Source organism: Bradyrhizobium sp. ISRA430 (assembly GCF_029909975.1).
GTDB lineage: Bacteria > Pseudomonadota > Alphaproteobacteria > Rhizobiales > Xanthobacteraceae > Bradyrhizobium.
Window position 1 is genome coordinate 5,148,514 of sequence record NZ_CP094516.1, and the last position, 21,270, is coordinate 5,169,783.

At 65.0% G+C, this 21,270-nt stretch carries 17 protein-coding genes; 6 read left to right on the plus strand and 11 right to left on the minus strand.

Annotation, left to right across the window (positions count from 1 at the left end; translation table 11 throughout):
- Positions 1-13 precede the first annotated feature (13 nt).
- From MTX21_RS24425 to MTX21_RS24440, 4 genes are all read right to left on the minus strand, one after another.
- The gene (locus MTX21_RS24425; RefSeq protein WP_280967227.1) at positions 14-910 is read right to left on the minus strand and encodes a TauD/TfdA family dioxygenase; all 897 of its coding nucleotides are present in this window, start codon (positions 908-910) and stop codon (positions 14-16) included.
- Between the two features lie 220 nt (positions 911-1,130).
- Entirely contained in the window at positions 1,131-2,414 is a 1,284-nt protein-coding gene (gene ispG / locus MTX21_RS24430; RefSeq protein WP_280967228.1) for a flavodoxin-dependent (E)-4-hydroxy-3-methylbut-2-enyl-diphosphate synthase, read from the minus strand.
- 140 nt (positions 2,415-2,554) lie between these two features.
- Positions 2,555-3,538: a DMT family transporter gene (locus tag MTX21_RS24435; protein WP_280967229.1), complete on the minus strand. Its 984-nt coding sequence runs from the start codon at positions 3,536-3,538 to the stop codon at positions 2,555-2,557.
- A gap of 36 nt (positions 3,539-3,574) precedes the next feature.
- Positions 3,575-4,069, minus strand: a complete 495-nt coding sequence (locus tag MTX21_RS24440) for a transcriptional repressor (RefSeq protein ID WP_280967230.1) — start codon at positions 4,067-4,069, stop codon at positions 3,575-3,577.
- Positions 4,070-4,226: 157 nt separating this feature from the next.
- Between MTX21_RS24440 and MTX21_RS24445 the strand changes: the two genes are divergently transcribed.
- Genes MTX21_RS24445 through MTX21_RS24455 form a run of 3 tightly spaced genes read left to right on the plus strand, consistent with a single transcriptional unit; the run spans position 4,227 to position 7,426 of the window.
- On the plus strand, positions 4,227-4,709 hold the full coding sequence (locus MTX21_RS24445; protein WP_280967231.1) for a MarR family transcriptional regulator: 483 nt from the start codon (positions 4,227-4,229) through the stop codon (positions 4,707-4,709).
- Positions 4,702-5,865, plus strand: a complete 1,164-nt coding sequence (locus MTX21_RS24450) for an HlyD family secretion protein (protein ID WP_280967232.1) — start codon at positions 4,702-4,704, stop codon at positions 5,863-5,865. The genes MTX21_RS24445 and MTX21_RS24450 overlap by 8 nt, the downstream gene beginning before the upstream one ends.
- A 4-nt stretch (positions 5,866-5,869) precedes the next feature.
- Positions 5,870-7,426, plus strand: coding sequence for an MDR family MFS transporter (locus MTX21_RS24455; protein WP_280967233.1), 1,557 nt, complete (start codon positions 5,870-5,872; stop codon positions 7,424-7,426).
- A 219-nt stretch (positions 7,427-7,645) separates the two neighbouring features.
- Here MTX21_RS24455 and MTX21_RS24460 read toward each other — a convergent pair whose 3' ends face one another.
- The 4 genes from MTX21_RS24460 to pcaF form a co-directional block, all read right to left on the minus strand.
- Positions 7,646-8,710 (minus strand): phosphotransferase, encoded by a 1,065-nt coding sequence (locus MTX21_RS24460; protein ID WP_280967234.1) that lies wholly within the window; start codon positions 8,708-8,710, stop codon positions 7,646-7,648.
- A 90-nt stretch (positions 8,711-8,800) separates the two neighbouring features.
- On the minus strand, positions 8,801-9,391 hold the full coding sequence (pcaG, locus tag MTX21_RS24465) for a protocatechuate 3,4-dioxygenase subunit alpha (protein WP_280967235.1): 591 nt from the start codon (positions 9,389-9,391) through the stop codon (positions 8,801-8,803).
- A complete protein-coding gene (pcaH, locus tag MTX21_RS24470) occupies positions 9,392-10,093 on the minus strand; it encodes a protocatechuate 3,4-dioxygenase subunit beta (RefSeq protein WP_280967236.1) in 702 nt (233 codons plus the stop codon).
- Positions 10,094-10,230: 137 nt separating this feature from the next.
- On the minus strand, positions 10,231-11,439 hold the full coding sequence (gene pcaF, locus MTX21_RS24475; protein ID WP_280967237.1) for a 3-oxoadipyl-CoA thiolase: 1,209 nt from the start codon (positions 11,437-11,439) through the stop codon (positions 10,231-10,233).
- A gap of 206 nt (positions 11,440-11,645) precedes the next feature.
- Between pcaF and mutS the strand changes: the two genes are divergently transcribed.
- Positions 11,646-14,381 carry a DNA mismatch repair protein MutS gene (mutS, locus tag MTX21_RS24480; protein WP_280967238.1) on the plus strand — a complete coding sequence of 912 codons (2,736 nt, stop codon included), beginning with the start codon at positions 11,646-11,648 and terminating at the stop codon, positions 14,379-14,381.
- A 48-nt stretch (positions 14,382-14,429) separates the two neighbouring features.
- Here the strand turns inward: mutS and MTX21_RS24485 are convergent, their stop codons facing one another.
- Positions 14,430-15,230 carry a hypothetical protein gene (locus MTX21_RS24485; RefSeq protein WP_280967239.1) on the minus strand — a complete coding sequence of 267 codons (801 nt, stop codon included), beginning with the start codon at positions 15,228-15,230 and terminating at the stop codon, positions 14,430-14,432.
- A gap of 240 nt (positions 15,231-15,470) precedes the next feature.
- Positions 15,471-15,980, minus strand: a complete 510-nt coding sequence (locus MTX21_RS24490) for an OsmC family protein (RefSeq protein ID WP_280967240.1) — start codon at positions 15,978-15,980, stop codon at positions 15,471-15,473.
- Positions 15,981-16,232: 252 nt separating this feature from the next.
- Between MTX21_RS24490 and MTX21_RS24495 the strand changes: the two genes are divergently transcribed.
- Positions 16,233-19,022, plus strand: a complete 2,790-nt coding sequence (locus tag MTX21_RS24495) for a [protein-PII] uridylyltransferase (protein WP_280967241.1) — start codon at positions 16,233-16,235, stop codon at positions 19,020-19,022.
- A 181-nt stretch (positions 19,023-19,203) separates the two neighbouring features.
- Here MTX21_RS24495 and MTX21_RS24500 read toward each other — a convergent pair whose 3' ends face one another.
- Entirely contained in the window at positions 19,204-19,734 is a 531-nt protein-coding gene (locus MTX21_RS24500) for a methylated-DNA--[protein]-cysteine S-methyltransferase (RefSeq protein ID WP_280967242.1), read from the minus strand.
- Between the two features lie 254 nt (positions 19,735-19,988).
- On the opposite strand from MTX21_RS24500, the gene MTX21_RS24505 reads away from it, so the two are divergent.
- Entirely contained in the window at positions 19,989-21,215 is a 1,227-nt protein-coding gene (locus tag MTX21_RS24505; protein WP_280967243.1) for an ABC transporter substrate-binding protein, read from the plus strand.
- Positions 21,216-21,270: the final 55 nt, after the last annotated feature.

The window sequence follows — 21,270 nt, forward strand, 5'->3', positions numbered from 1 at the left end:
GCAAGAGCTGCACTCACACGGGTCTTTCACCCTTCACCGTCACGCGCGTGCCCGAGCGCGTATGCGGCCAGTAGTCCCACATCGCGCGATGCTGGGTGCAGCGGTTGTCCCAGAAGGCGATCGCGTTCTCGGTCCAACGGAACCGGCATTGGAACAGCGGGTTTTCGGCATGCTGGTAGAGGTAGGCGAGCATCGCGTCGCTCTCATCGCGGGGGATGCCGTTGATATGACGGGTAAAGCCGCGATTGACGTAGAGCGCCTTCTTGCCCGTGACGGGATGCGTGCGCACCACGGGGTGCTCCGCGTGCGGATAGGACGGCCGGTCGGCGACGCCGTAATTGGCATAGAGCCCGCGATAGATCGGCTCCCCGTCATGCAGCGCGGTCAGTCCGTCGAGATAGGTCTTCATGCGATCGGATAGCGCCTCATAGGCCGCGTACATGTTGGCGAACAGGGTATCGCCGCCGCGCGGCGGGCATTGCTTGATGTAGAGGATCGAGCCCATCGGCGGCTCGAGATCGCAGGACACGTCGGAATGCCAGCCCTCGCCGTTGGCGCGCGGCGAGTTCCTGTCGGCGTAGATCTTCATCAGCGCCGGGTCTTCGTCCTCGTGCGGCGCGGCGGGATGGAAATGCAGCTCGCCGAATTTGCGGCCGAAGGCGAGATGCTGTGTCGGCGTGATGTGCTGGTCGCGGAAGAAGATGACGAGGTTCTCGGCGAGCGCGCGATGGATCTCGTCCATCTGCCGGTTGGAGCGCGCGTCGTCCGAAACGAGCTTGCCGATGTCGACGCCGGTGATTTCCGCGCCGATGACGGGCGTGAGCTTTTCGACCGCGATGGTCTCATATGGCGCGCCATCCTCGACCATGTGGCGATAGCGCGGACCTTGCTTGCCAGCGAGTGAGCTCATGGCGTGTCTCCCGATCGTTTTGGTTGGGAAACATGGTAGCGCGCAGTGATGGATGTGCAATCTGCACCGCAAACTCAGCCCGTCGTCCCGGACAAGCGCAGCGAAGCGGAGCGCAGATCCGGGACCCATATGTGGCCGGCCCCCCGTGCGCAATTGCGCACTAGGCCGGGACGACAGCAGTGGGTGAGGCGCAAGCGGAGTAAACTACTCCGCCTTTGTTCTACTCCGCTGCGGTCACCGGGACCTTGACGCCCTGGCCGTAGCGCTGATCGATGTAGTCGATCACCAGCGCCTTGAAGTCGGACGCGATCGTGGGCCCGCGCAGCGTACGGAACTTCTTGCCGTCGACGAAGACCGGGGCGGCCGGGGCTTCGCCGGTGCCCGGGAGCGAGATGCCGATATTGGCGTGCTTGGATTCGCCGGGGCCGTTGACGATGCAGCCCATCACCGCGACGTTGAGCTCCTCGACGCCGGGATATTTCGTCTTCCAGGTCGGCATCTCGTCGCGGATGAAGTCCTGGATCGAGCGGGCCAGCTCCTGGAACGTGGTCGAGGTGGTGCGGCCGCAACCCGGGCAGGCCGCAACCAGCGGCACGAAGGTGCGGAAGCCCATGGTCTGCAACAGCTCCTGGCCGACCTGCACCTCGCGGGTGCGGTCGCCGCCCGGCTCCGGCGTCAGCGAGATGCGGATGGTGTCGCCGATGCCCTGCTGCAACAGGATGCCGAGCGCCGCGGACGAGGCGACGATGCCCTTCGAGCCCATGCCGGCCTCGGTGAGACCGAGATGGATGGCGTAATCGGAGCGCGCCGCGAGATCCTGGTAGACCGCGATCAGGTCCTGCACCTGCGAGACCTTAGCCGAGAGAATGATGCGGTCCTTGGACATGCCGAGCTCCTCGGCGCGGGCGGCCGAGAGCAGCGCGGACTGCACCATGGCCTCGCGCGTCACCGCGCGCACGTCGCGCGGATTGGCGGACGCCGCGTTCTCGTCCATCAGCTTGGTCAAGAGCTCCTGATCGAGCGAGCCCCAATTGGCGCCGATGCGCACCGGCTTGCCGTTCTTGTTGGCGATCTCGATGATGTCGGCGAACTGCGTGTCGCGCTTGTCCTTGAAGCCGACGTTACCGGGATTGATGCGGTACTTGGCGAGCGCCTCGGCGCAGGCCGGATGCTCCGCGAGCAGCTTATGGCCAATATAGTGGAAGTCGCCGATCAGAGGCGTGGTGATGCCACGCTTGCGCAGTCCATCGCGGATGTGCGGAACGGCCGCTGCGGCCTCCTCGCGGTCCACTGTGATGCGGACCATTTCCGAGCCGGCGCGCGCGAGCGCTGCGACCTGGGCGATGGTGCCGTCAATATCGGCGGTGTCGGTGTTGGTCATCGACTGCACGACGATCGGCGCGCCGCCGCCCACAGTGACGTCGCCGACCTTGACCTGGGTGGTCTGGTGCCGGGGCGCGGGGCCCGCGATCTCGGAATCGAGGGGGTTTTCGAGCTTGTTCATGGGGTCCAAATATCAGGTTTTAGTGACGTTCAGCAATGCACCGCGCGCCGCCGCGGCCACTTGGCGGTCTCTCTTTGAATTCGAAGTTCGCCTGTCTTGCCACTGCGAGCGAGCTTCGAATTCAAAGAGATACCAAGAACTTATGAATCGAGTGCGGCTTCCGGTTCAGGAGTTCCCTGGCGAGCGGGTGGCACCGGGAGAGGGAGCTCCTGAACCGCCGCACTCGGACGGTTAACCAGAAAAAGCCCAGCAATTACAAGGAGCGCAGCCGCCCCAAACGCCAGGCTCAGGTTGTCGTGCATGATGAAATAGCTACCCACCACGCCAAACAAAGGGGTGATGAAGGTAAAAGCCGACAATTTACTGGCCGAATAGGTCTTCACCAGCGCGAACCAAAGCGTGAACGTGGTTCCGACCACCCAGATCGCCTGGAACGCCAACAGCGCCAGGGACAGCGGCGCCGGCGTGTGGGTGATCGATTCGCCGAACAGCCAGGCCGCCAGGCCCAGGATCGGGATCGAGGTCGCGACCTGATACCCGAGCGCCTTCTCCGGTGCGGCGAAACGCAGCCGCGTGCCCTTGGCGACCAGCGTGGTCGCGGCCCACAGCGAAGCGCCGCCGACGATCATGAGATCCCCGAGCAGCACCTTCGCATCGACATCCGGCTGCGGCACGCCGATCGCGAGCGCGACGCCGGCGAAGCTCACGGCAAGTCCCAGCCATTGCGATCCGCCAAGCCGCTCGCCGAGCACCTGATAGGAGCCGAGCGCGACGAAAAACGGCGCGGTGTAGAGGAACACCACCGCACGGGACGCCGAGGTGAAGCGGATGCCCTGGTAGATCAGCACGAACTCGATGCCGAACATCAGTCCGGCCACGAGGCCGGGCTTCCAGGTGCCGTCGGGCTCGAAGAATTTGACGCCGCGCAAGCTGCCGATGATGAACAGCACCGGCAGGGCGCCGATCGAGCGGATCGTGGCCTGGAGCATCGGCGGGATGTCCGGCAGCACCAGCTTCACCGCGATCTGGTTGAAGCCCCAGGTCAGGCACAGCATCAGCATCAGGGCGATGGCGCCGGCACTGAGAGGGCGGCCGGCGGACGGTATGGCTTGCGGTGAGGACATGTCTTCCCGAAAAACCGGCTTGGCGCCGTTGTTGCTTTAAGAAGTCTTCTGACAATGGGTGCAGGTGCCCGTGATCTCGACCACGGACAGTTTCGGCGCGAAGCCCGAGGCGCGCGCGGCGGCGTTGAGGTCCGGCGCGAAGGAGGCTGACGGGATTTCGCCGACGAGGCCACAGCGCTCGCAGATCAGGAACGCCACCGCCGAGGTCGCGTCATGGTCATGGGCGGCGCAGGCGAGATAGGCGTTGCGGCTCTCGATGCGATGCACGAGGCCGTTCGCCATCAAGAAATCGAGCGCGCGATAGACCGTGATCGGCGCCGGCCGCGGCATCGATTTGGCCAATTCATCGATCACCTCATAGGCCCCGAGCGGGCGATGGCTCGAGAGCAACGCCGCGAGCACCTGGCGGCGGATCGGCGTGAATTTCTGCGCGCGCTGCTCGCAGACCTCCTCGGCATGCGCCAACGCGTCCGCGGTGCAGCGGCCGTGATCGTGGTCGGGCGCGGGAAAGGCCGGTTTTGCGAGGCTCATGCGTTTGGCGTTTTAGCATCTTGGCCGGGGAACCCAAAGCGCGACCGGCAAAACGGCGGTCAGCCATGCCTTTACGGTGGGACAGCGTCCCGCTGCGCCGCCATGAAATAATCATAAGCTTGCTTATTATATCTCAAGCTTATTGGAGACTAAGCTCATGAGCCGCGGATCCGTGGACCAGAACTTCCTGTTTACGCTTGGTGAACTCTATCGCCTGCTCCGCGTCTACGCCGACAAGGAGGCGTCGCGCTTTGGCATCACCCGTGCGCAATGGGCGGTGCTGGCCAAGGTCGAGCGCAGCGAGGGCATGAAGCAATCGGAGCTTGCCGAACTGCTCGAGGTGCAGCCGATCACGCTGACGCGCCTCATCGACAAGCTTTGCGACAACGACTGGATCGAGCGCCGCAGCGACGCTTCCGACCGCCGCGTCAAGCGCCTGTATCTCAAGAAGGCCGGGCGGCAATTGCTCGGACGGATGAGCGGGCTGCGGTCCGAGATCACCGCCAACGCGCTCGACGGCATCAATCCGGCGGACGCCCACCGTCTCCTCACCCAACTCGAAACAATCAAAGAAAACGTGCGTAACGCGACCCAGACCAGCGGGGCGGAGCAAGCGCGTAAGGAGCAGCGCTATGGCTGATCAGGTCCTGAAATTCCAGCCCGAGCAGAAAATCGACAGCGGCAAGCCCACCAAGAAAGCCGGCACCCAGCCGCGCCGCCGCCTCATCGCCGGCCTGCGGCGTTATCGGCGCTTCCTGCTCATGGTCGTGCTGCCGATCGTTGCCGCCCTCGGCGGCATCACCTTCTATCTGAATGGCGGCCGCTATGTCGGCACCGACGATGCCTATGTCGGCGCGCAGAAGGTTTTGGTGACGCCCGACATCTCAGGCAAGATCGAGAAGGTCGTCGTCAAGGAGGGGCAGCTCGTCAAGCAGGGCGACGAGCTGTTCGAGATCGATCCCGTGCCGTTCCGCCTGGCGGTGGACGAGGCCAAGGCGCAGCTCGCGCAGGCGCAGACGACCTATGACAACCTCCACGCCAACATCAAGATCTACGGCGACATGCTCGACCTGGCTCAAAAGGGCGTCGACCTGAAGCAGCGCGACGTCGAGCGCAAGCAGGCGCTGGTGAAAAACAATTACGGCTCGCAGCTCGACCTCGACAACGCGTCGAACGCGCTGGTCACTGCCGCGGCGCAGGCGCAGTTCATCAAGCAGCAGCTTTCCAACGCCAGGACCCAGTTGCTCGGCAATCCCGAACTGCCACTGGACCAATTCCCGCCCTATGCGCAGGCAAAAGCGAAGCTCGAGGACGCCCAGCGCAACCTCGACCATACCGTGCTGCGCGCGCCGATGAGCGGCGTGGCGACGCAGGTCGAACAGATCCAGCTCGGCCGCTTCGTTGCCGCCGGCACCCCGGTGTTCTCCATCATCGACGTGGCCCATCCCTGGGTCGACGCCAATCCGAAGGAGAGTGATCTCACCTATGTCACCGTCGGCCAGCCCGTCACGCTCGAGGTCGATGCGTTCCCGAACCATGTGTTCAAGGGCAAGATCGGCTCGCTGTCGCCGGGCACCGGTGCGCAATTCGCGATCCTGCCGCCGCAGAACGCCACCGGCAACTTCGTCAAGGTGGTGCAGCGCGTGCCGGTTCGGATCTATTTCGATGAGGACGACAAACACGTGAGGAAGCTGAAGGCGGGCATGAGCGTGTATGCCACCATCGACACCGGCCACCAGCGCTCGCTCGCCGGCCTGCTCGGCCTGTCGGCCACGGCGAATCAGGACAAGGACTGATCCGATGTCCGGTCCCGCGACCAATCTGATGGTCCCCGGCCTGCGCCGGAACATGGTCACGATCTGCGCCATGACAGCGACCATCATGCAGGCGCTGGACACCACCATCGCCAACGTTGCCCTGCCCTACATGCAGGGCACGCTGTCGGCCTCGCAAGACCAGATCAACTGGGTGCTGACGTCCTACATCGTCGCCGCCGCGATCATGACGGCGCCGGTGGGCTGGATCGCGAACCGCTACGGCCGCAAGCGCATCTTCATCATCTGCTCGGCCGGCTTCACCGTCGCCTCGGTGCTGTGCGGACTTGCGCAGGACATCAACCAGATGGTGCTGTTCCGCCTGCTCCAGGGTGTGTTCGGCGCCGCGCTGGTGCCGCTGTCGCAGGCCGTGATGCTCGACTACTACACGCTCCAGGAACGCGCCAAGGCGATGTCGATCTGGGGCATGGGCGTGATGATGGGACCGATCATGGGCCCGTCGTTAGGCGCCTGGCTGACCGAGACCTATTCCTGGCACTGGGTGTTCTTCGTCAATCTGCCGTTCGGCGCGATCACCGTGCTCGGGCTGATCATCTTCATGGACGAAACCAAGAAGGATCTCAGCCTCAAATTCGACTGGTTCGGCTTCACCGCGCTGGCGATCGCGATCGGCGCGCTGCAGCTCGCGCTCGACCGCGGCGAGCAGCTCGACTGGTTCGAGTCGGCCGAGATCGTGACCGAGTTCGCCATCTCCGCCATCGCCTTCTACTATTTCTTCGCCCACTCGTTCACGACCTCGCGGCCGTTCATCCAGTTCGCGCTGTTTAGGGATCGCAACTTCCTCACCGGGTGCATCTTCATGACGGTGATGGGGCTCGTGCTGTACTCGACCATGGCGCTGGCCTCGCCCTACCTGCAGAACGTGATCGGCTATCCCATTATCACCGCAGGCGGCCTGCTCGCGAGCCGCGGCTTCGGTACGTTCTTCGCGATGATGCTGGTCGGCCGCCTGATGCGTTTCATCGAGGCGCGCACGCTGATCATCTCCGGCCTGATGCTGACCGCGGGCTCGCTGTTCTGGATGACCGGCTGGACCGACCAGACCCAGGTGCCGGAGATCGTTACCGTCAGCATCATCCAGGGTTTTGGCTTCGGCCTCGTCTTCGTACCGCTCTCGACCGTGTCGTTCCTGACGTTGCCGAACAATTTGCGCACCGACGGCACCTCGATGCTGACGCTGCTCCGCAACGTCGCGAGCTCCGTCGGCATCTCCATCGTGATCGCCGAGCTGACGCAAGGCACGCGGCGGACCTACGCGATCCTGTCCGAGCACATCAACCCGTTCAACCACGCGCTGCAGATGCCGGACGTCAGCCGCATGATCAACCTCTCCGCCGACGCCGGCCGCGCCATGGCCGACAAGCTCGTCGCCGTGCAGGCGCAGATCATCGCGTTCGCGCACGACTACCAGCTCGTGATGATCTTCATCCTCTGCACCATCCCGCTCGCGCTGATGATCGGCTCGACCAAGGCCGCCCTGCGCAAGCAGTCGGCGGGGCCGGAACATGCGGTGATGGAGTAGAAGGCACTCGTTCCGCAAGCTCCGCTGTCGTCCCGGACAAGCGCAGCGAAGCGAAGCGCAGATCCGGGACCCATAACCACAGGATTGGGTTTGGCGAAGACTCGTGACAACGAGCTCGGCCACAACCACTCCCTGGGGTTATGGGTCCCGGCCTTCGCCGGGACGACACCGAAGGAGTTGAACCGCCGTCGCGCCTCACACTTCCCGAATGCTTGGCCCCTACCCCAGAAATTCCTCGCAGCCCAAATCATCCACCGCCGCAAACACCCGCTCCAGATTGTTCCACCAGATCACCGGCGGAATGTTGATGCTCCACTGCCACACCGGCTTGGTGATGTGCCAGAGCACCGACCGGCGATAATCCTGATCGAGCGTCCCGCGCGTATAGCCGGTGACGCCGTGCGCGATCAGCGTCTCGTAGTAGCGGTTGAGCAGGGGGCGTTCGAGGGCCTGACGGCGCTCCGGATACCATTGCGTCGCCATCATATAGGCGAGGTCGCCGGTCGGCACGTTGATGCGCCACTGATCGAAATCGAAGATGCGCACGGAATCCGCGACGCCGGCGCGCGGCAGCAGGAAATTCCAGATATGCGCGTCGCCGTGGGCGATGCTGACGTGACGTCGCGAATGATAGCGCTGGAATAGCCGAGCCGATTGATCGATCAGACGGCGGTATATGATGCGGCGCTCTTCGCTGAGGCGGTCGCCGAGCAGATCGGCGAAGCGGTCGTAATGACCAGCGAAAGTCTCCATCAGCCTTGTGCTGTCATCGGTGCTCATCCAGGTTCCGACGGTTTCGCCAAGGCTGGCGTGATCCCACCACGCCGCGTGCATGTGCCCCAGGGCCGTGACGATCGCCATCGCCTGCTCGCGCGACGGCGGCAGCGGCCATTGGGTCGCGATCGCATGGCTGTCGGAGAGGTCCTCGAGCAGGAGATGCCAGGCGAGGCTCTCCTCGTCGAAGCTCCCGTCAAAGCACCGTGGCACGACCTGCGCCGGCATTTTGGGCGCGAGCTGCGTGTAGAAGGCCACTTCCTGCCGGCCGGCATTCGACAGGGTCTTTGCAAAATTGGCGTGCGCTGTCTTGAGGATCAGGGATTGCGGCGCGCCGGCGGACTCTCCGACATAGCGCAGTCCGAGACGGATGATGTGCGACACGATTGTGTCGCGCCGGTGCAGCACCTTCACTTCGCGGACGGCACCGCGGTCCAGCGCGCCGGCCTTGCGCAGCGCAGCCGTGAGAGGTGCGGGCTCAACCACCGCCGGCAGTTGTGGAGGTGTCATGAAAACGCGCCCCGGGTGCCGCAGCCATACTGCACGATCACACCCGGAAGCGCCAGACGGTCCGCCTTCGCTTAGAAGGCGTCCCCGGTTTTACACGTCGAAGAACACCGTCTCGTTGTCGCCCTGCAGACGCAGGTCGAGGCGGTAGACCGGCTTGCCGGCCTCGCGCTCCGCGGTCAGCGTTGCCCGACGATCGGCGGGAACCAGCGCCAGCACGGGATCGCCGGCATTGCCGGCCTCGTCGCTGAAATAGATGCGGGTGTAGAGATGCCGCAGCATGCCGCGGCCGAACACCGCAACCAGGATGTGCGGCGCCTGCGGCTTGCCGTCGGGATCCGGCACCACGCCCGGCTTGATGGTCTCGAAGGAATAATTGCCGTCCTTGTCGGTGCCGCAGCGGGCAAAGCCCCGGAAGCTGGCATTCGGCAGCGCGCGCTTGTCCTGCGGGTCGGCAAAGCGGCCCTGCCCATCGGCCTGCCAGATCTCCAGCATGCAGTCGGGCACGGCGACACCGTCGCCGTCGAACACACGGCCCTCGATGCGGATGCGGTCGCCGGAGACGTCGGGCGTCAGCGTCGAGTTGGTGAACGCGTCGTTCCAGGCGTATTCGCCGTTCGGCGTCAGGCCGTATTTGAAGAACGGTCCGACCGTCTGCGATGGCGTGATACCGTTGTCCTGCACTTAAGTGTTCTCCATTGGCGTGGCGTTCTTGCCGCGCAGCACGATATTGAAGCGGTAGCACAGCGCCCATTCAGGCTGGGTGTCCTCGAGATCGAAGGACGAGATCATCCGCGCACGCGCCTTCTCGTCCGGCACCGAATTGAAAATCGGATCGAACGGGAACAGCGGATCGCCCGGAAAGTACATCTGCGTCACCAGCCGCGTGACGAAGGAGTGGCCGAACACCGAGAGATGGATGTGCGCCGGCCGCCAGGCATTGTGGTGATTGCCCCAGGGGTAGGCGCCGGGCTTGATGGTGACGAAGCGGTAGTAGCCGGAGGCATCGCTCTGGGTACGGCCGGCGCCGGTGAAGTTCGGATCGAGCGGCGCGGGATGCTGGTCGCGGACATGGACGTAGCGCCCGCAGGCATTGGCCTGCCAGATCTCGACCAGCGAGTTCGGCACGCCGCGGCCGTCCTCGTCGAGGACATGGCCGTGCACGATGATGCGCTCGCCGAGCGGCTCGCCCGCGTGCTGGCGGGTGAGATCGTTGTCGCCCTCGCGCACGGTCTCGTGGCCGTAGACCGGGCCGGTGAGCTCCGACAGCGTGTGGCGCATCGGGATCAAGGGCTTGTTCGGCGCGCGCTTGATCGAGCTCTTGTACTCGGGCGACAGCGGCAGCGGATGCGCCTTGTTGCTGTCGACGGGATAAATGAATGTCATGGGCGAACTCCTCCCCGGCCATTTTGGTCCAGCCGGTCAACGCTTCCGCCGATCATTATAGTATATAACTAATCGGGGGAAGCGGTTTGAAAGTCCCCCTTCCCCCCTCTCTCCGGGGAGAGGGGGAGCAAGCAGTCTCAATTCAATTTCTCGATCGCAACCGCGACGCCCTGGCCGACGCCGACGCACATGGTGGCGAGCGCGAGCTTGCCGCCGCGCTTTTCCATGCCGTGCACGGCGGTAAGCGCAAGGCGCGCGCCGCTCATGCCGAGGGGATGACCGAGCGCGATCGCGCCGCCATGCGGATTGACGAAGTCGGCATCGTCCTTGACGCCGAGTTGGCGCAGGCAGGCGATGCCCTGCGAGGCGAAGGCTTCGTTGAGCTCGATCAGGTCAAAGTCGCTGATCTTCTTGCCGAGCCGTTCCATCAGCTTGCGGGTCGCCGGCACGGGGCCGATGCCCATGATGCGCGGCGGCACACCGGCCGAAGCAAGGCCGAGGATGCGGGCGCGCGGCGTGAGACCATGCTTCTTCACCGCGGCTTCGGAGGCCAGGATCATCGCGGCGGCGCCGTCATTGACGCCGGAGGCGTTGCCGGCCGTCACCGTGCCGGGATTGCGCACGATCGGCTTCAGCTTGGCGAGACCCTCGAGCGTGGTTTCGGGACGCGGATGCTCGTCCTTGTCGACGGTGATCGGACCGGCCTTGCCGCCGGGAATGGTGATCGGTGTGATTTCCTCGGCGAAATAGCCGGCCGCGATCGCAGCACCGGCGCGCTGCTGCGAGCGGATGGCGAAGGCATCCTGGTCGGCGCGCGATACCTGGAACTCCTCCGCGACGTTCTCGCCGGTCTCCGGCATGGCATCGACGCCATACTGCGCCTTTAGCAGCGGATTGATGAAGCGCCAGCCGATGGTCGTGTCGAAAATCTCGGCGGAGCGCGAGAAGGCTTCCTGCGCCTTGCCCATCACGAAGGGCGCGCGCGTCATGGATTCCACACCGCCGGCGATCGCAAGCTCGACCTCGCCCGAACGAATGGCGCGGCCCGCGGCGCCGACCGCATCGAGGCCGGAGGCGCAGAGCCGGTTCAGGGTCTGGCCGGGAACCGAATCCGGAAGACCCGCGAGCAAGAGCGCCATGCGCGCAACGTTGCGGTTGTCCTCGCCGGCCTGGTTGGCGCAGCCGAAGAAGACTTCGTCGACCTGCGCCCAGTCGAGGTTGGGATGCTTGGCCATCAGCGCCTTGATCGGGGCTGCGGCGAGATCGTCGGCGCGCACCTTGGCGAGCGACCCGCCGAAGCGGCCGATCGGGGTCCGCACGGCATCGCAGATAAACACATCACGCATCGTTGTTCTCCCTGAATGCCGCGGTTCGGCCGGATTTCTTCAATGACGGCGGAGTTTTAGGAGGGCGCCCGCGGCAGGTCAATTGACGGTTTCGCGCGTGTTCCGAGGCGCTAGCGCATGCCGCTATGCGGACAACGTGGAAAACCCGCTTCTTCCGGCCAAAGCGATAGGACCGTTGGGACGAAATTTTGTAAGTTGCGCCGCCTATGACAGTGCAACAGCCTATTCCCGCACCCGCCCTTGAACCCGCCGCGCCGCAAGCGGAGATGGCCGCGCGCGTCACGCCGATGATGGAGCAGTATCTGGAGATCAAGGCGGCGCATCCGGGCCTGCTGCTGTTCTACCGGATGGGCGATTTCTACGAATTGTTCTTCGAGGACGCCGAGATCGCCTCCAAGGCGCTCGGCATCGTGCTGACCAAGCGCGGCAAGCATCAGGGCGCTGACATCCCGATGTGCGGCGTGCCGGTCGAGCGCTCCGAGGATTATCTGCATCGCCTGATCACCGCCGGCCATCGCGTCGCGGTGTGCGAGCAGACCGAGGATCCCGCCGCCGCCAAGGCGCGCGGCAACAAGAGCGTGGTCCGTCGCGGCGTGGTGCGGCTGGTCACGCCGGGCACGCTGACCGAGGACACGCTGCTCGATGCGCGCGCCAACAACTATCTGCTGGCGATCGCGCGCGCCCGGTCCTCCGCGGGCGGGGACCGGTTTGGACTGGCCTGGATCGACATCTCGACCGCCGAATTCATGGTGACGGAGTGTGGAGGCGGCGAGCTTGCCGCGACGCTGGCGCGCATCAATCCGAACGAGGCGATCGTCACCGACGCGCTGTATAGTGACAACGAGCTCGGGCCGACCTTGCGCGAGCTGCCGGCGGTGACGCCGCTGACCCGCGACGTCTTCGACGGCGCCACCGCCGAGAAGCGCCTGTGCGACTATTTCGCCGTCGCGACCATGGACGGCCTTGCGCAGCTCACGCGCCTCGAGGCGACGGCCGCGGCGGCCGCGGTGACCTATGTCGACCGCACCCAGGTCGGCAAACATCCGCCGCTGTCACCGCCGGCGCGCGAGGCATCGGGCGCGACCATGGCGATCGATCCCGCGACCCGCGCCAATCTCGAACTGACGCGCACGCTGGCGGGCGAGCGCCGCGGCTCGCTGCTCGACGCGATCGACTGCACGGTGACCTCCGCCGGTTCGCGCCTGCTCGCGCAGCGCCTCGCAGCGCCGCTGACGGATGCAGCAGGCATCGCAAGACGGCTCGATGCGGTCAGCGCCTTCGTTGCCGATTCGGCCGCGCGCGAGGACATCCGCAGCATCCTGCGCGGCGCGCCTGACATGTCGCGCGCCCTGGCGCGGCTGTCGGTCGGCCGCGGCGGCCCGCGCGACCTCGCAGGAATCCGCGACGGCATTGTGGCCGCCGATCAGGTGCTGGCGCGGCTCTCTGAGCTCGATCAGCCGCCGCAGGAGATCGCCGCCGTCATGGCGGCCTTGCAGCGACCCTCGCGCGAGCTTGCGACAGAGTTTGCCGCAGGGCTCGCCGAGCAGCTCCCGCTGATCAAGCGCGACGGCGGCTTCGTGCGCGAGGGTTACGAGCCCGCGCTCGACGAAGCCCGCAATCTACGCGACGCCTCGCGCCTGGTGGTGGCCTCGATGCAGGCGCGCTACGCCGACGACACCGGCGTGAAAGGTCTGAAAATCCGGCACAACAACGTGCTCGGCTATTTCGTCGAAGTCACCGCGCAGCACGGCGACAAGCTGATGTCGGCGCCGCTGAACGCGACCTTCATCCACCGCCAGACGCTGGCGGGCCAGGTGCGCTTCACCACATCCGAGCTGGGCGAGATCGAGGCCAAGATCGCCAATGCCGGTGACCGCGCGCTCGGGCTTGAGCTCGAGATCTTCGAGCGGCTCTGTGCCAAGGCGCTGGCGATCAGCGACGATTTGCGCGCCGCCGCGCACGCCTTCGCGCTGCTCGATGTCGCAACGTCGCTGGCAAAACTCGCTGTCGACGAGAATTACGTGCGGCCCGAGGTCGACGGCTCCCTTGGCTTTGCCATCGAGGCCGGCCGCCATCCCGTGGTCGAGCAGGCGCTCAAGCGCAACGGCGAGCCGTTCATCGCCAATGCGTGCGACCTGTCGCCGGCGCCGGGACAAAAGTCCGGCCAGCTCTGGCTGCTCACCGGCCCCAACATGGCCGGTAAATCGACCTTCCTGCGCCAGAACGCGCTGATCGCCCTGCTCGCCCAGATCGGCAGCTTCGTGCCGGCCTCGCGGGCGCGGATCGGCATCATCGACCGGCTGTTCTCGCGCGTCGGCGCTGCCGACGATCTCGCCCGCGGCCGCTCGACCTTCATGGTCGAGATGGTCGAGACCGCGGCGATCCTGAACCAGGCCGGCGAGCGCTCGCTCGTCATCCTCGACGAGATCGGGCGCGGGACGGCGACCTTCGACGGTCTCTCGATCGCCTGGGCCGCGATCGAGCATCTGCACGAAGGTAACCGCTGCCGCACGCTATTCGCCACGCATTACCATGAGCTGACCGCGCTCTCGGCAAAGCTGCCGCGCATGTTCAACGCCACGGTGCGGGTGAAGGAGTGGCAGGGCCACGTCGTGTTCCTGCACGAGGTGCTACCTGGTTCGGCCGACCGTTCCTATGGCATCCAAGTGGCGAAGCTTGCGGGACTCCCGCCCGCGGTAATCACGCGCGCAAAATCCGTGCTGGCCAAGCTCGAGGCCCAGGACCGCGGCCAGACCGCACGCGCGCTGGTCGACGATCTGCCGCTGTTCGCGGTGCCCTCGCGCGCCGCCGCCGAGGCGGCGCCGCCAAGCGAAGCCGAACTGCTGATGGACGCGGTGAAGGCGCTGCACCCGGACGAGATGTCCCCGCGCGAGGCGCTGGACGCGCTGTATGCGTTGAAGGCCAAGCTGCCGAAGCAGTGACGATGCGGTAGGGTGGGTTAGCCGAAGGCGTAACCCACCCTACGAATCCTATGCCGGCGCCAGCCGCTTCCGCCGCCCGTTCCACCACAGCGTCAAATTCCAGGTGATGCAGGTCGCGAGCGCGAGGCTCAGTCCGACGGTGGAGCCGAAGTTGAGCGCGCCGAGGTGAAGCACGGCGATCGCCATGCCGAATCCGAGCAGGCCCCACGCGGAGTTGGCGAGCACGGCCGCGGTCGGCGGGCCGCCGATGCGCGGATGCAGGATCACCATCATGCTGGTGAAGACGATCGGGTACAGCGCGATGACGCCGGAGACCCGCGGGCCGACCCAGCCCGACGTCGAGACCACGATCGCGACCAGTGTTGCAACCAGCGAGGCGCGGAACGGAATGTCGTACCAGCGGCGCGTGACTAGCGGCATCTTCACATGGCGGTAGCGCGCCAGCAGCGGAATGCAGATGCCGAACGCGATGAGGTTAACGGCAAGCCCGGCAGTCAGCGTCCAGTCGAACAGACGGATGATGGACGCAAGCACGATCCAGACACCGACCGCCGTGCCACAACTCACCGCGAGATTCTGCCGCTGTGCCAGCACGACGTAAGTGAGCCCGAGAACGATCGTCGCCGCGTTGACCGGCAGGCTCGCCAGCGCGCCCTGCGCAATGAAGGCGGCGTCATGGTCGAGTGCAAGGAAGACGTAGGAGGGACCGGCCGAGATCGGCAGGGTCGCGACCAGCGCTCCGATCACCGGCCCCGAACGCTCGGTGATAACAGACGCCGACACGACGAACGCCGCAGCGATCGCCATGCGGAGGAGGAGAAGGAGGATGAAGTGGAGCTCGGGGGGCATTTTCTTGTTTGTGGTCCCGGACAAGCGAAGCGCTGATCCGGATGGAAGGCGAAGCACTTTGTCCGTCATTCCTAGGCGCGCGAAGCGCGAGCCCGGAATCCATAACCACAGGCCGTGGTCGTTTTAGAAGGCTGGGGCAACGACCGTCCGAAAACACAACGGCCTGGGGTTATGGATTCCCGCCCCCCGTGCGCAATTGCGCACTAGGCGGGAACGACACCGATTGTTGGGCATTGCGCTTCACATCCGCTGCATCGACACCGAAATCTTCGGGCCGTTCTTGATGGTCTGATAGACCACGCAGTAGCGTTCGGTGAGCTTGAGCAGGAGATCGAGCTTGTCCTGCGGCGCTGATGTGTCGACCTCGAAGCGCAGGCGGATCTCGGCGAAGCCGACCGGCGTCTCCTTGTCGACACCGAGCGTGCCGCGGAAATCGAGATCGCCCTCGGCATAGACGTTGCCGCTTCTGAGCGGCACCTCGATCGCGGTTGCAACCGACTTCAGCGTGACGCCGGCACAGGCGACCAGCGCCTCCAGCAGCATGTCGCCAGAGCAGAGCTCGAGGCCGGAGCCGCCGGTGGCCGGATGGAGGCCCGCAACGGCAAGCGCGCGGCCGGTCTCGACCTTGCAGGCGATGCCCTCGCTGTCGGTCGAGCCCTTCGCCTTCAAGGTGATCATCGCGGCTTTGGGATCGGTCTTATAGCGCTCCTTGATCGGAGCCTGCATCTGGCGCAGTTCCGCAGCGTCCATTCCTGATCTCCTCCGGCGGGTCATTAGCTGAGAAGCGGTATAGAAGGCGATGGATCTCGTGTCAGCCCACGATTGATGGAAGCTGCCATGAGCGGCCAGGTCACAACAATAAAAAAACCTAGTCTATTCATGATGTTATACTAAGGACCGAGACCAGATCCGCGGCCATTCCACGGGCTGGCCGGGCTCGTCTGCCGCTCATGCCGCGAATGTCTCGTGACAGCGCCTGTCACCTCTTATATCCGGTGAGGCATGGACAGCGTTGCGACCCAGCACAAGGCAGAGGTGGATGACCGCTTCGACACCGCACGGATCACCGCCGCGGTCGATGCGCTCGCTGAAAAGCATGAAGGGCGCGAGGACGCGTTCCGCTCCGCGCTGGCGCAGCTTCTCAAGGCCGAGCTGATCGCGGCCCGCGCCGAGGCGCAGCAGATCCTGCTGAAAGACCGTCACGGCCGGCGCTGCGCCGAACGGCTGTGCCACGTGCAGGACGAGATCATCCGCATCCTGTACGCGGCCGCGACCCAGCATCTCTACCGCTCGCCGATCCCGAGTGGAGCCGAGCGCATGTCGGTGGTCGCGACCGGCGGCTATGGCCGCGGCCTGATGGCACCGGAATCCGACATCGATCTTTTGTTCATCCTGCCCTACAAGCAAACCGCCTGGGGCGAGCAGGTGGCGGAAGCCATCCTCTATTGCCTGTGGGACATGGGGCTGAAGGTCGGCCACGCCACGCGCTCGGTCGACGAGTCGATCCGCCAGGCGCGCGGCGACATGACCATCCGCACCGCGATCCTGGAGACGCGCTTCCTCACCGGCGACAAGCCGCTCTATGAGGAGCTGGTCGCCCGTTTCGACAAGGAAGTGGTGCAGGGCACCGCGTCCGAATTCGTCACCGCGAAACTCGCCGAGCGCGAGGAGCGGCACCGCCGCGGCGGCCAGTCGCGCTATCTGGTCGAGCCCAACGTCAAGGACGGCAAGGGCGGCCTGCGCGACCTGCACACGCTGTTCTGGATCGCAAAATACGTCTACCGCGTCCGCGACACCAACGAGCTGGTCGAACGCGGCGTGTTCGACGCGCAGGAATACCGCACGTTCCGCCGCTGCGCCGATTTCCTCTGGTCGGTGCGCTGCAATCTGCACTTCTACTGCGGCCGCGCCGAAGAGCGCCTCTCCTTCGACCTCCAGCGCGAGATTGCGGTCCGCCTCGGCTACACCTCGCATCCCGGCATGCAGGACGTCGAGCGCTTCATGAAGCACTACTTCCTGGTGGCCAAGGAGGTCGGCAACCTCACCGCCATCCTTTGCGCCAAGCTCGAGGACCAGCAGGCCAAGCCCGCGCCGGTCTTGAGCCGGATGATGGCGCGGCTGCGGCCCAGCGCGGTGAAGCGGCGGGTGCCCGAAAGCGACGACTTCATCGTCGACAACAACCGCATCAACGTCGCCGCGCCCGACGTCTTCAAGCACGATCCGGTCAACCTGATCCGCATCTTCCGCCTGGCGCAGAAGAACAACCTCGCCTTCCACCCCGATGCGATGCGGGACGTGACGCGCTCGCTCAGCCTGATCAACGGGACCTTGCGGGAAAATCCCGAGGCCAACCGCCTCTTCATGGAGATCCTGACGTCCGACAACGCGGAGATCGTGCTGCGACGGATGAACGAGACCGGCGTGCTCGGCCATTTCATCCGCGCCTTCGGCAAGATCGTCTCGATGATGCAGTTCAACATGTATCATCACTACACCGTCGACGAGCACTTGATCCGCTGCATCGGCTTTCTCCAGGATATCGAACGCGGCGGCATCGAGGAGTTCACGCTCGCCAGCGACCTCATGCGCAAGACCCGGCCCGAGCACCGGCCTGTGATCTACATCGCGACGCTCCTGCATGATGTCGCCAAGGGCCGGCTCGAGGATCACTCGATTGCCGGCGCCAAGGTGGCCCGCCGGCTCTGCCCGCGGCTCGGCTTCAGCCCGGCCGACACGGAGCTCGTGGCCTGGCTGATCGAGGAGCATCTGACCATGTCCACGGTCGCACAGTCGCGCGACCTCTCCGACCGCAAGACGATCGAGAATTTCGCCGCGGTGGTGCAGTCGGTCGAGCAGATGAAGCTGCTTACGATCCTGACCACGGCCGACATCCGCGGCGTCGGTCCGGGGGTGTGGAACGGCTGGAAGGCACAGCTTCTGCGCTCGCTTTATTATGAGACCGAGCCGGTGCTGACCGGCGGCTTCTCGGAAGTGGACCGCGGCAAGCGTCTCGCGGCGGCGCACGCCGAATTCCGCATGGCCTTCGCCGAATGGCCGAAGGACGAGCTCGACGCTTACATCGGCCGGCACTATCCGGCCTATTGGCTCAAGGTCGAGCTGCCGCGAAAAATCCGTCACGCCCGTTTCGTGCGGTCGAGCGAACAGGCCGGCCACAAGCTCGCGATCAATGTCGGCTTCGATGAGGTGCGCGGCGTCACCGAGCTGACGATCTTCGCCGCCGACCATCCCTGGCTGTTGTCGATCATCGCGGGCGCCTGCGCCTCAGCCGGCGCCAACATCGTCGACGCCCAGATCTACACCACGACCGACGGCCGCGCGCTCGACACCATCTCGATCTCGCGGGAATACGACCGCGACGAGGACGAGGGCCGCCGCGCCACGCGGATCGGCGAGATGATCGAGGACGTGCTGGAAGGCAAGCTACGCCTGCCGGAGGTGGTGGCACGGCGCACCGTGCGCAGCAAGGCGCGCCCCTTCGTGATCGAGCCGGAAGTCATCATCAACAACCAGTGGTCCGACCGCTACACCGTCATCGAGGTGTCCGGCCTCGACCGACCCGGCCTGCTCTACGAGCTGACCACCGCGATCTCGAAGCTCAACCTCAACATCGCCTCGGCCCATGTCGCGACCTTCGGCGAGCGCGCGCGCGACGTGTTCTACGTCACCGACCTCCTCGGCGCACAGATCAACGCCCCGACGCGCCAGGCCGCGATCAAGAGCGCGCTGATCCATGTGATGGCCGGCGACAAGGCGGTTCAGCCGGCGGCGTGAGGGCGGACATCGCGCACAATTCCCTCCACTCGTCATTCCACATTGCGCAATAGCGCAATGGGGGCGCCGCGTAGCGGCGAGCCCGGAATCCATTGTGCCACCGGTTGTGCGGTTGAATGGATTCCGGGCTCGCGCTCCGCGCGCCTCGGAATGACGAAGGAGATGTTGACGCGCCTGACCGCTACACCTCCACGCCCTCGTGCCGCAGCAGCCAGCGCTTGCGTTCGAGGCCGCCGCCGTACTTCACCAGCGAGCCGTCGGCGCCGATCAGACGGTGACAGGGCAGCACCACGCTGATCGGGTTGGAGCCGTTGGCGTGGCCGACGGCGCGGACGGCCCTCGGCATATGAAGCCTCAACGCAAGCGCGCCGTAGCTGAGCGTCGTGCCCACCGGGATCTTCGCGAGCGCCGTCCAGACCTTGCGCTGGAACGGCGTGCCGGCGACCCGCCAAGTGACTGTCGCGAGCTGCGCAAGATCGCCGTCGAAATAGCCGGACAGCGCAGCCTTCATGCCGGCCGGTGCCGACTCTTTGCGCAGATCCACCGCGCCGTAATGCAGGCGCAGGAGCTCGCGCATGCGGTGCTCGTAGTCCTCCCAGTCGAGCGCGCGCAGCACGCCTTCGGCATCAGTGACGAGCAGCGCGATCCCGATCGGCGTCTGCAGGCGATCGAGGCCAAAACTCTCGGGCGGATGTGTCGATCGACCGGTCATTGCGACACCCTTACAGGGAACACGTATCGCACGTGCCACACCGGGCATGCTAGCGTCCACCCGAAAGCTGACGCTTGAGTGGGGAGCGACCGCCCTGGTTGCATTTGTTCCTCGCCCAAAGACGCTACGGCGCGGGGCCACGATCCTTGCGCGGTACCTCGCCTTCCTCCACAATCTTCGGCAGCGATGGCGACCGTTGCAATCAACGGGAAAAGACCGTCGGCAGAAAATTCCGTCAGGAGGAACATCCCAACATGAACAATCGCAGGGCCTACATAGCTGCCGCGGCGGTGCTCGCTTTCGCATTCTCCGCCAGCCAAGCACTCGCACAGAAGAAGTATGACACCGGTCCCAGCGACACCGAGATCAAGATCGGCCAGACCGTGCCGTTCTCCGGCGCCTACTCGGTCTACGCCAATATCGGCAAGACCCAGGCCGCGTACTTCAAGATGATTAATGATCAGGGCGGCATCAATGGCCGCAAGATCAATCTGATCCAGTATGACGACGCCTATTCGCCGCCGAAGACCGTCGAGCAGGTGCGCAAGCTCGTCGAGGGCGACGAGGTCCTGTTCACGTTCCAGCTCATCGGCACCGCCGCCAACGCAGCCGTGCAAAAATATCTCAACGGCAAGAAGGTGCCGCAGCTCCTGGCCTCGACCGGCGCTGCGCGCTTCAACGATCCGAAGAACTATCCCTGGACCATCGCCTACAATCCCAACTACGTGTCCGAGGGGCGCATCTACGCAAAATACATCCTCGCCAATCACCCCAACGCCAAGATCGGCGTGCTCTACCAGAACGACGACATGGGGCGCGACTATCTCGCAGGGCTCAAGAGCGGCCTCGGCGACAAGGCCGCCAGCATGATCGTCGGCGAGGTGTCCTACGAGGTCACCGACCCCACCGTCGACTCGCAGGTGGTCAAGCTGAAGTCGATGGGCGTCGACCTGTTCTATGACGCCTCGACGCCGAAGTTCGCGGCACAGGCGATCAAGAAGCTTGCCGACCTCGGCTGGACGCCGGTGCACATTCTCGATATCAATGCGAGCCCGATTTCGGCGACGCTGAAACCTGCGGGCCTCGACATCTCCAAGGGGATCATCTCGACGCAGTACGGCAAGGAGCCGAGCGATCCGCAGTGGAAGGACGATCCGGGCGTGAAGGCGTTCTTCGCCTTCATGGACAAATATTTCCCCGAAGGCGACAAGCTCAACACGGTCAACACCTATGCCTATTCCGTGGCCGAGCTACTGGTGCAGGTGCTGAAGCAATGCGGCGACGACCTGACGCGGGAGAACGTCATGAAGCAGGTCGCCAACATCAAGGACTTCACCCCGAGCTTCGCGCTGCCCGGCATCAAGGTCAACACCGGGCCGAACGACTATCGCGTCAACAAGCAGATGCAGATGATGAAGTTCAATGGCGAGCGCTGGGAGCTGTTCGGCCCGATCATCGAGGACTCCGGTCCGTCGGGTTAGCCCCACGGCCGAATTTGTAGGGTGGGTTAGCCCTGCGGCTGCGCGAAGCGCAGTC

What these genes read in the sequence shown, in the direction of transcription:
- MTX21_RS24490 (WP_280967240.1), bottom strand. Translation starts at nt 15,980, where the DNA reads ATGGACGCTGCGGAACTGCGCCAGATGCAGGCTCCGATCAAGGAGCGC.
- MTX21_RS24505 (WP_280967243.1), top strand. Translation starts at nt 19,989, where the DNA reads ATGAACAATCGCAGGGCCTACATAGCTGCCGCGGCGGTGCTCGCTTTC.
- MTX21_RS24455 (WP_280967233.1), top strand. Translation starts at nt 5,870, where the DNA reads ATGTCCGGTCCCGCGACCAATCTGATGGTCCCCGGCCTGCGCCGGAAC.
- ispG (WP_280967228.1), bottom strand. Translation starts at nt 2,414, where the DNA reads ATGAACAAGCTCGAAAACCCCCTCGATTCCGAGATCGCGGGCCCCGCG.
- MTX21_RS24440 (WP_280967230.1), bottom strand. Translation starts at nt 4,069, where the DNA reads ATGAGCCTCGCAAAACCGGCCTTTCCCGCGCCCGACCACGATCACGGC.
- mutS (WP_280967238.1), top strand. Translation starts at nt 11,646, where the DNA reads ATGACAGTGCAACAGCCTATTCCCGCACCCGCCCTTGAACCCGCCGCG.
- pcaF (WP_280967237.1), bottom strand. Translation starts at nt 11,439, where the DNA reads ATGCGTGATGTGTTTATCTGCGATGCCGTGCGGACCCCGATCGGCCGC.
- MTX21_RS24445 (WP_280967231.1), top strand. Translation starts at nt 4,227, where the DNA reads ATGAGCCGCGGATCCGTGGACCAGAACTTCCTGTTTACGCTTGGTGAA.
- MTX21_RS24450 (WP_280967232.1), top strand. Translation starts at nt 4,702, where the DNA reads ATGGCTGATCAGGTCCTGAAATTCCAGCCCGAGCAGAAAATCGACAGC.
- MTX21_RS24485 (WP_280967239.1), bottom strand. Translation starts at nt 15,230, where the DNA reads ATGCCCCCCGAGCTCCACTTCATCCTCCTTCTCCTCCTCCGCATGGCG.
- MTX21_RS24495 (WP_280967241.1), top strand. Translation starts at nt 16,233, where the DNA reads ATGGACAGCGTTGCGACCCAGCACAAGGCAGAGGTGGATGACCGCTTC.
- MTX21_RS24460 (WP_280967234.1), bottom strand. Translation starts at nt 8,710, where the DNA reads ATGACACCTCCACAACTGCCGGCGGTGGTTGAGCCCGCACCTCTCACG.
- pcaH (WP_280967236.1), bottom strand. Translation starts at nt 10,093, where the DNA reads ATGACATTCATTTATCCCGTCGACAGCAACAAGGCGCATCCGCTGCCG.
- MTX21_RS24435 (WP_280967229.1), bottom strand. Translation starts at nt 3,538, where the DNA reads ATGTCCTCACCGCAAGCCATACCGTCCGCCGGCCGCCCTCTCAGTGCC.
- MTX21_RS24500 (WP_280967242.1), bottom strand. Translation starts at nt 19,734, where the DNA reads ATGACCGGTCGATCGACACATCCGCCCGAGAGTTTTGGCCTCGATCGC.
- MTX21_RS24425 (WP_280967227.1), bottom strand. Translation starts at nt 910, where the DNA reads ATGAGCTCACTCGCTGGCAAGCAAGGTCCGCGCTATCGCCACATGGTC.